The organism is Candidatus Cloacimonadota bacterium (assembly GCA_011372345.1).
Lineage (GTDB): Bacteria > Cloacimonadota > Cloacimonadia > Cloacimonadales > TCS61 > DRTC01.
Genome location: DRTC01000427.1, coordinates 1 through 7,458, shown reverse-complemented (window position 1 = coordinate 7,458; position 7,458 = coordinate 1). Strand labels below are relative to the sequence as shown.

Annotated in this window: 4 protein-coding genes and 1 pseudogene; 2 read left to right on the top strand and 3 right to left on the bottom strand. The window is 37.7% G+C overall.

The genetic code is table 11. The annotated features are described in order from the left end of the window. Window positions 1-62 precede the first annotated feature (62 nt). The 3 genes from feoB to ENL20_08305 all read right to left on the bottom strand — a co-directional run bounded on the left by feoB (window position 63) and on the right by ENL20_08305 (window position 3,478). Window positions 63-2,339, bottom strand: coding sequence for a Fe(2+) transporter permease subunit FeoB (gene feoB, locus ENL20_08315; GenBank protein ID HHE38559.1), 2,277 nt, complete (start codon window positions 2,337-2,339; stop codon window positions 63-65). A gap of 114 nt (window positions 2,340-2,453) precedes the next feature. After that, window positions 2,454-2,885, bottom strand: coding sequence for a transcriptional repressor (locus tag ENL20_08310; GenBank protein HHE38558.1), 432 nt, complete (start codon window positions 2,883-2,885; stop codon window positions 2,454-2,456). 245 nt (window positions 2,886-3,130) lie between these two features. Continuing rightward, the gene (locus ENL20_08305; GenBank protein HHE38557.1) at window positions 3,131-3,478 is read right to left on the bottom strand and encodes a hypothetical protein; all 348 of its coding nucleotides are present in this window, start codon (window positions 3,476-3,478) and stop codon (window positions 3,131-3,133) included. Between the two features lie 359 nt (window positions 3,479-3,837). On the opposite strand from ENL20_08305, the pseudogene ENL20_08300 reads away from it, so the two are divergent. Beyond that, a pseudogene (locus tag ENL20_08300) lies at window positions 3,838-6,027 on the top strand (sodium-translocating pyrophosphatase). Window positions 6,028-7,262: 1,235 nt separating this feature from the next. Continuing rightward, window positions 7,263-7,458, top strand: a 196-nt coding sequence (locus ENL20_08295) for a hypothetical protein (protein ID HHE38556.1), incomplete at its 3' end; no start/stop codon positions are given.

Genomic DNA, 7,458 nt, shown 5'->3' with positions numbered 1-7,458 from the left:
CATCTAAACAAGGCAAATCCACTTTTTGTTTTTTTCATTGTCTTTTCCATTTTCAAAAGATTTTAATTTTCTATTATAATTTTTCTCGAACTGTATTTCATTAATATATAAAAAATCAAAAAAGCTGCAATTACAATAAAAATCCACAAGGTCGAAACTGCGGGTTGAGTTATAAATATACTGATCTGATAGAACAGAGTTGAAACTAACCAGGCAAGGATCGTTAAATAAGAAACAGAAAACAAAGTCCATCTGATATTAGTTTCGCGATAAATAGCTGCGATTGCGGCTACACAAGGGACATAAAGTAAAATGAAAAGCAGATAAGCAAAAGCATTGTTTTTCCCGCCAAAAAGAATTTGCATCTTGCTCATGGTGTCGGTTTCGAGTTCGAGTTCTTCTGCTGTTGCTTCTTTATCGGAAGTATCGACAGCAACTCCCATCGGATCGATCGCAGTTTCTTCCAGACCTTTGAAACCTTCCGGAATCGACTGGAAGGCTTCGACAATTCCCTGCCAGAAATCAAATTCTTCACTTTTATCATTGGAATTGGAATAGAGCGCATCGAGAGTTCCGACAACAGCTTCTTTGGCGAAAATTCCCGTAAAAAGTCCGACAGTTGCCTGCCAGTTATTTCTGGAAATTCCCATCGGTTGGAAAATCGGAGTGATGGCTTTTCCAATCCCGCTCAAGATAGAATTTTCCGAATCTTCATTACCAAAACTACCGTCCGTTCCAATCGAATTCAGAAAACTCAAAATCAAAACTACGATGATGATCACCTGACCTGCCCGCAGCAGAAAATCTTTTAATCTTTGCCAGGTATGGAGCATTATCCCGTTGAAGGTTGGTATATGATAAGGAGGAAGTTCCATCACAAATGTAGAGGTTTCTCCTTTAAAGAGTGTTTTTTTGAAAAGCAGACCACTTAAAATCGCCAAAATTATCCCAATCATGTAAATGCTGAAAATGACCATACCGCCATTTTCCGGGAAAAAGACAGAAGCAAAAAGAACATAAACAGGAAGCCTGGCCCCGCAGCTCATAAACGGATTTATCAGGATCGTCAGAATCCGGTCTTTTCGTTTATCGAGAGTTCGGGTGGCCATGATTGCCGGCACATTACAGCCAAAACCAACCAGCATCGGAATGAAAGCCTTGCCTGGAAGTCCAATTAATCTCATAAAACGATCCATCACAAAAGCTGCTCTGCTCATATAACCGGAATCTTCCAAAATGGAAAGAGAAAAGAACATAAAGAAGATAGGTGGAATAAAGGTTGAAACTGCTTGAATTCCTCCTCCGATTCCATCGGCAAGAAGCGTTATCAACCATTTTGGAAGGCTTAAGCTCGTAAGCAGATGACCGAATCCATCGACGAAAATCGTTCCTATAAATTTATCAAAAAAATCGACAAAAGGAGAACCGACATTAATCGTCAGCATGAAAATGAGATACATGACAGCAAAAAATATGGGAATACTCAAAACTCGATTGAGAACGAATCTATCGATAAAATCGGAAATATTCTTACGAATCTCAGAATCACGATGAACAACATCTCGCGTCAAACCGTGAATGAAACCGTATCTTCCATCAGCAATAACGATATCGGCATTAATGTGTGTGTGTTTCTCAATTTTAGAAATTTCCTGTTCAACTTCTTTTTTTAGAGAATTTTCCGTGATCTTTTCAGCGAGTTCATCGGATTCAAATAATTTGATAGTTAGCCATCTTGGATCAACCTTATTTTCTAAAGCAAAAGGAGCTGATTTTTCCTGGATCGTTTTGATTGCATCTTCGACTACAGAATCATATAAAACCTGAGTTTTGGAAATGTTGCGGTTTTCCGCTGCCCTGATTATTTCGTCCTTTAATTCCTCGATCCCGACTTTCTTATTAGCAATGATCGGAATGATTGGACAACCGAGATGAAGTGCCAGATGTTCAACTTCAATTTTGATTTTTTTCTTTTTAGCAACATCCACCATATTCATGGCGATCAGAACCGGGATTTTCATTTCCAGAAGTTGAGTTGTCAGGTAAAGGTTTCGCTCAAGATTGGAAGCATCGATGATGTTCACGACCAGATCTGGTTTATCCATTAAGATAAATTCCCGAGCAACTTTTTCATCGAGAGAATAAGCTGAAAAAGAGTAAATCCCCGGTAAATCTATCACCTCGATCGCATGTTCTCGATATTTATAATTACCTGAAATTCTTTCGACAGTGACTCCGGGCCAATTCCCAACATATTGTTTTGCTCCAGTTAATGCATTGAACAGGCTTGTTTTCCCGCAGTTTGGATTACCTGCAAGCGCAATTGTAAGTTTTTTCATTTGTTTTCCTCTTTGATCTATATTTCCAATCTGTTAAAATAAATTATCATTGCAGCACAAAATCTACTGATATTGATATTCATTCTCAACTGCCAGGTAAAAAAAATCTTCCTGCTATTTTTTCCGGCATCTTTTACAAATGCCTTTTGCTCCAATATTAAATTCTTTGATAGTAAAATCTTTTTCTTGGGCAACATCGAGTAAAATCGTTTCAATTTCTTTACTTGGAACTTCGATTATCCTGCCGCATTTCACACAAATCAGATGAAGATGCGATGGATGACCGTGAATATGTTCATAATGATCTTTAGCCTGACAACGCAGAGATTGTTTGATAAGACCGCTTCCAACGAGAAGCGGCATGGTGCGATAAATTGTTGCACGGGAAACATTATCATGTTTATTACGGATTTGGTCAAAAAGGATATCGACATTAAAATGTCCGTGATTTTTAAATACTTCCTCAAGAATTATTTTTCTTGGCTTGGTAAGTTTCAAACTTTTTGTTTTTAAGAAATTCTCGAAAATTCTTTCATGATTCAGCATATTACGACCTCTCTTATTTCAAAATGCAAATAATTCTCAATTGCATTATGTGTCAAGATGTTTTTTTCTTATAATAACATCCCCCCTTTTTTTCACAAGAATCTGACATTACACTGTACACTGTTATCATATTTATCTTTGAATTTCAATTTCCTGTATGTCTTTAGTTCCCGGAAAATCTTTTTAATAATTTGAATAACCTGCAATAAACAAAGCCTTAAAGTATGTTTAATTCCTTCTTCTTATCAAGTAGAAGTGATGGAAAAACATCCGCTAATTTCAGTATGCTCTTTTTCATTGCAGACAGGAAACTTATAACAATCCACATAATTGTATTCAGGTTTTTCAATAACCCTTTTATTATGTGAAAATACGGTAATGTCATTAATCCTATTAAAAGTTATCTTTGCTTTTATATCGATCTCAATTTCTTTACTGTATAGTTTGCTGCAGAGTGGCGATATTTGATAACCTTTATCTTCTTTGTGAAAAGCGATCATATTTAATAGATCAAAGTCGTTATCCCTTTTACCGGTGTTCCCGTCTCTGACTCGAGACAAACCTTCCATCTGCTTGGATTCCGGTTTTATCATATCACTCGGGTCAACTAAGATCAAACTGTTTTTTGTGAGACGGGAACATTGTTTCTGTAATAGGTTCCGATTTAATTTCTCAGAAAAGCCTTCCTTCCTGAAGTTCTCATACATTCGTTTATAAGTTTTATCCAAACTTATCGATTCATTAAGCTGCTGACTTATTTGACGAACTACCGCTGAACCGCTTGCCAGTATTCCTTTAAAGGTTGCTTTGAGAAATTTCTGACTTGGTAAACTTAAGTCCTTTTTTAAAGGTTCTAAAAAGAAATTATCAAAATATGTTTAAATCCGCTAATCTTGACAAAATAAACACGAAAAATTTTCTAACATAATCAAATTATTTAGGAGGATATTTTATGATACCTGTTATCTGGTATATTGCACCTGCGGGAGCGATCATGGCTTTGATTTTTTCATATATTTTGTTTAATAATGTAAAAAAGAAAGATCCAGGAACGGAACAAATGCAAACCATTGCCAAACATGTTCGGGATGGTGCTTTTGCTTATTTAAGACAGCAATATAAAGGAGTAACGATATTCTTTATTCTGGCATTCATTATCTTTAATATTATGGCTCATGTTCTGCATGTTCTGCACTGGTTAATTCCTTTTGCTTTCTTAACAGGTGGTTTTTTCAGCGGACTTGCCGGTTGGATCGGAATGAATACAGCAACTCTTGCTTCCAATAGAACGACGCAAGCGGCTTCTAATAGTTTAAATCAGGGATTAAGAGTAGCCTTCAAAGCTGGTGGAGTTATGGGTTTGGTGGTTGTAGGATTAGGGCTTATCGATATTTCTATTTGGTTTTATGTAACCAACAACTTCTTGAAATTGGATTTGCATACAATCACGGTAGTGATGTTAAGCTTCGGGATGGGTGCATCCACTCAGGCTTTATTTGCTCGACTTGGAGGAGGTATTTTCACAAAAGCAGCCGATGTTGGTGCGGATTTGGTGGGAAAAGTTGAAGCTGGAATTCCGGAAGACGATCCTCGTAATCCGGCCACGATTGCCGATAATGTTGGAGATAATGTGGGTGATGTAGCAGGAATGGGAGCAGATCTTTATGAATCATATTGCGGTTCGATCCTGGCAACAGCTGCTTTGGGAATGGCAGCGGTTACCCAAATATTCGGTCATTCCAGCCATTGGGCGATTAATTTTGTCATCGCTCCGATGGTCATGGCAGGGATTGGTTCGTTTCTTTCCATTATCGGGATTTTCATGGCTTCCACCAAAGAAGATGCAGATACGAAAGACTTGATGTTTGCTCTTAACAAAGGTGTTTACGGAAGTTCTATTTTAATTGCCATAGCAGCTTTTTTTATCACCAAGTTTATGCTTCCCGCAGAATATTCTTTGGGAGTTTTCCTATCCACAATTATCGGATTGGCAGCAGGTATTTTAATCGGATTTTTCACGGAACTTTCTACTTCTCATAGTTATAATCAGACTCGTGGTATTGCTCAACAGGGAGAATATGGTCCGGCAACGATAATTCTGGAAGGTCTGGCTGTCGGGATGAAATCCACTGCTGCTCCGGTCGTCATTATCAGTATTGCTATTATTGGAGCATTCAGTGTAAGCAAAGGTTTTTATTTTCCCGAGATGGGACTTTACGGGATCGGTTTCGGAGCGGTCGGTATGTTGTCCACTCTCGGAGTAACTCTGGCTATGGACGCTTTCGGTCCGATTGCAGATAATGCCGGCGGAAATGCTGAAATGTGCCATCTGCCTGAGGAAGTCAGGAAACGGACTGATGCTCTTGATTCCGTAGGTAATACTACTGCAGCGACCGGAAAGGGATTTGCCATCGGTTCTGCAGCTTTAACTGCGATGGCTTTGCTTGCTGCTTATTTGGAAGAGGTTCGTAATGGTTTACATTTCCTCGGAATGAAAGTTCTTCATATCCAATATTCTTCCGGTTTGTCAGAATCGGTGGAACTTTCCAAAGCTACCATTGCCAATTTTGTCAATTATTATCAAATCAATCTGATGAATCCAAAATTACTGGTTGGAATCTTTTTGGGAGCGATGACTACTTTTGTTTTTGCTGCACTGACAATTAAAGCTGTCGGTCGAGCAGCTGGAGCAATGGTGGGAGAAGTGCGTCGCCAATTCAAAGAAATTCCGGGCATCCTTGAAGGTACAGCTGAACCTGAATATGCAAAATGCGTAATGATTTCGACAAAAGGAGCACAGAAAGAGATGATCGCTCCTGCACTTCTGGGAATTCTGACGCCTATTGCCGTTGGTCTGATTTTAGGTGTTGCCGGAGTTATGGGAGTTCTTGCCGGAGGTTTGACAACCGGTTTTGTACTTGCTGTAATGATGAATAATGCAGGTGGAGCTTGGGATAATGCCAAGAAATACATTGAAATCGGTCATTATGGAGGTAAAGGTTCTGATTATCATAAAGCCGGAATTGTCGGTGATACAGTTGGTGATCCTTTCAAAGATACGGCAGGTCCTTCCATCAATATTCTGATCAAATTGATGAGTATGGTCAGTATTGTTTTTGCCGGTCTGATCGTTGCTTATTCTCCAATCGTGGAGTCGATCTACAGCGGGAAGAAAGAAGTGATCATAGAAAAATCTGAAATTGTAGAAGATAAAGGAAATGTTGTTTCTCAAGAAGAACTTGATTTTCAGAAAGAAATGCAACAAATGAGAGATCAACAATTGCAGACAGAATCAGAATTGGAAAATTTAAAAAAACAACTCGATGAAAAAGAAGTTGCATTGTCAGAACGGGAGAATGAATTATTAATAGAATTGAGTAATCTACATACAAAAAGGGAACAGGAAAAGAAACTGGCAGAAATCCAGGCAAAGGATGAAATTGTTTATAAAGAAAAAAATGTACCGGTCAAACAAGATTACCAGTTCAGCGAGGAATTTCAGCAGGTCAATGATATGCGTATGGAAGCTGAAACAGAACTATCGAAGCTGGTGAAAGAGCTCGAGGATATGGATTTGATCCAAGCGGGTGATGTGGAAGGTCTTTTCTCAAAATTCCAGTTAATCAATGATATCCTGATGAAAGCTCAGCTATATCTGGAAGATGTGCGTCGTAATTTTGTTGAAAAAAATGTGATCAGAACCCTGAAACAGAATCAACTTCAGGATGATTTTGATAATGTCAGCAGGATAAAGAAAAAGGCAGAGAAGGAAATTAAAAGAATTAATAGTGAATTAGCATCTCTTGATCAGAATACTGAAAGTACAAATAAATTGAAATATGAACTACAGCAGAATTACCAGGTTAAGCTGCAGGCTGAAAAAGATATCATCATTATCAGGAAAAATATGAATGATAATAATTACATCCTTTCACAGTGGGAAAAACAGTTAACTTATGAACAGAAACAAATTGATAATATCAAGAAAAGAGCAGATTATCAACTGGATAAAGTGAAGCATAAAGTATCCGGTTTTGGTGATGAATAAAATATTTCTGTAATTAACAATAAAGACGGGACTGGTTGATCTCGTCTTTTTATCTTTTACTGATCGTAATTTAATTTGCCAAAGTTGATAAGTAACACAATCAATTTTGATTGTGCGTAGTTCGGAACCTTTAGTCCGGCTTTTGACGGATTGTTCCGAAACCTTTTGTAATCAAACCAATAAGTTTGGTTTTATAATTCTCAATCCGGCAATTACCGAATGAGTTGCCGAACAATTCAGACGAATTGTTTTACGGATCGTAAATCAACTTGCCAAAGTTGAGGACAAGTGTTCATAATGATTATTAATAAAAACCAAAGAAATAAATTATGAAAAAGGCAGTTTTTTTAGTTATAATATTGTTATTTTCAAACTTATTTCCCCAGCAGAAAATCGGTCTTGCATTAAGTGGTGGCGGAGCCAGAGGATTAGCTCATATTGGAGTTCTTAAAGTTATTGATGAGATGGACATTCCGATTAGTTATATTTCCGGAACAAGCATTGGAGCTGTCATCGGAGCTTTAT

What these genes read in the sequence shown, in the direction of transcription:
- feoB (HHE38559.1), bottom strand. Translation starts at nt 2,339, where the DNA reads ATGAAAAAACTTACAATTGCGCTTGCAGGTAATCCAAACTGCGGGAAA.
- ENL20_08310 (HHE38558.1), bottom strand. Translation starts at nt 2,885, where the DNA reads ATGCTGAATCATGAAAGAATTTTCGAGAATTTCTTAAAAACAAAAAGT.
- ENL20_08305 (HHE38557.1), bottom strand. Translation starts at nt 3,478, where the DNA reads ATGATAAAACCGGAATCCAAGCAGATGGAAGGTTTGTCTCGAGTCAGA.